This is a genomic window from Aliterella sp. E5.1 (assembly GCF_057473825.1).
In genome coordinates this window covers 1-1,161 of record NZ_JBYCCV010000400.1, presented here as the reverse complement: position 1 = coordinate 1,161, position 1,161 = coordinate 1, and the positions used below count along the sequence as shown (strand labels likewise).

The following is a 1,161-nucleotide window of genomic DNA, read 5'->3' as shown; positions in this document are numbered from 1 at the left end:
ACCCACCGCTACCACAGAGTTATTATCAGGGGATCTCTTAATCAGCATGGGAACCGCTGAACAACTCCGGAAGCTGAATCAGCTTCTAGATCCCCTGCGCTCCAAAATGCCGCGCCTACCCAAACATACTTAAGCCTTAGGTTGGAATCTTATCCTTAAGTTTGGTTTTCCTGAGGCTGAGACTAACCCTGATTGGGTTAGCAACTAGTCTTATGATCGCAGGTGTAACCTGGCAAAACCTGTACGGATTTCCTCACGAATTAGCATTAAGATCTTGCCCAACTGATTTTGGCCTTTTCGATCAACGCCACATCCCCAGTAAGTGTCAGTGGGTGAATCTTCAATAATCTCGCGATCGCCCGTGGCCAGGAGGATGGCTTGAATATCTAAATGGGTCAGAAACTTAATCCGCACCGCTTCGTGCATCACTTGATTTTTGATTTGGTCCCAATCACAGCGAATTTTGTGCCTGGGATCTCGACCAATTGCGGCGGCTGCTTCCGGGGTGAAGGCCGATAAAATCATTGAAACAAGGGCTTCCTCAGGGGTGTCGAGGAATTTCTGAGCTTGATAATAATGTTCCGATGTTGGCCATAAATGACCTTTTAAGTAAATCGGATAGGCAGAGAAGTTAGAAAAACAACCGTAGGGTTCACTAACTTTATAAAAATAGATCGTCATCCTCAGCCGCTTTGCCGCAGACCATCTTCTATTATGATGCCAGTGGGACTAGGAGTCATCGACTGATGATTATTACAACAACGGACGTAATCCAAGGCGTAGGGGTTGAAGCCTACCTGGGAGTAGTCACCGCTGAAGTCGTCTATGGCAGCAATGCCCTGCGGGATTTCTTTGCCGGGATTCGGGATATTGTTGGTGGGCGAACTGGCAGCTATGAACGAATCTTTGAGCGTGGACAACGGGAAGTCTTGGCTGAACTAGAGCAACGGGCCCAACGATTGGGGGCAAATGCAGTCCTGGGAATTAAAGTTGACACCGGGACGATTAATTTGGATCAAACCGGGGTCTTACTGCTGATCACAGCAACGGGTACTGCTGTCAAGCTGCAATAGAGTAGCAAGCAAGGAATAATTGCAATTTAAGTCATTAAGTCGGTTAAACCAAGCCTAACCTTAACTTTTTACACCTATATTTAATATT

At 46.6% G+C, this 1,161-nt stretch carries 2 protein-coding genes and 1 pseudogene; 2 read left to right on the top strand and 1 reads right to left on the bottom strand.

The genetic code is table 11. The features are described from left to right. A pseudogene (locus AC2VE5_RS27660) lies at positions 1–133 on the top strand (potassium channel protein); the annotation flags it as partial. Between the two features lie 77 nt (positions 134–210). On the opposite strand, the gene ybiA reads toward AC2VE5_RS27660, so the two are convergent. Next, positions 211–681, bottom strand: a complete 471-nt coding sequence (ybiA, locus tag AC2VE5_RS27655; protein WP_486890721.1) for a riboflavin biosynthesis intermediates N-glycosidase — start codon at positions 679–681, stop codon at positions 211–213. Between the two features lie 65 nt (positions 682–746). On the opposite strand from ybiA, the gene AC2VE5_RS27650 reads away from it, so the two are divergent. Then, complete coding sequence (locus AC2VE5_RS27650) at positions 747–1,073, top strand: YbjQ family protein (RefSeq protein ID WP_486890720.1); 327 nt, start codon at positions 747–749, stop codon at positions 1,071–1,073. The last annotated feature ends 88 nt before the right edge of the window (positions 1,074–1,161 follow it).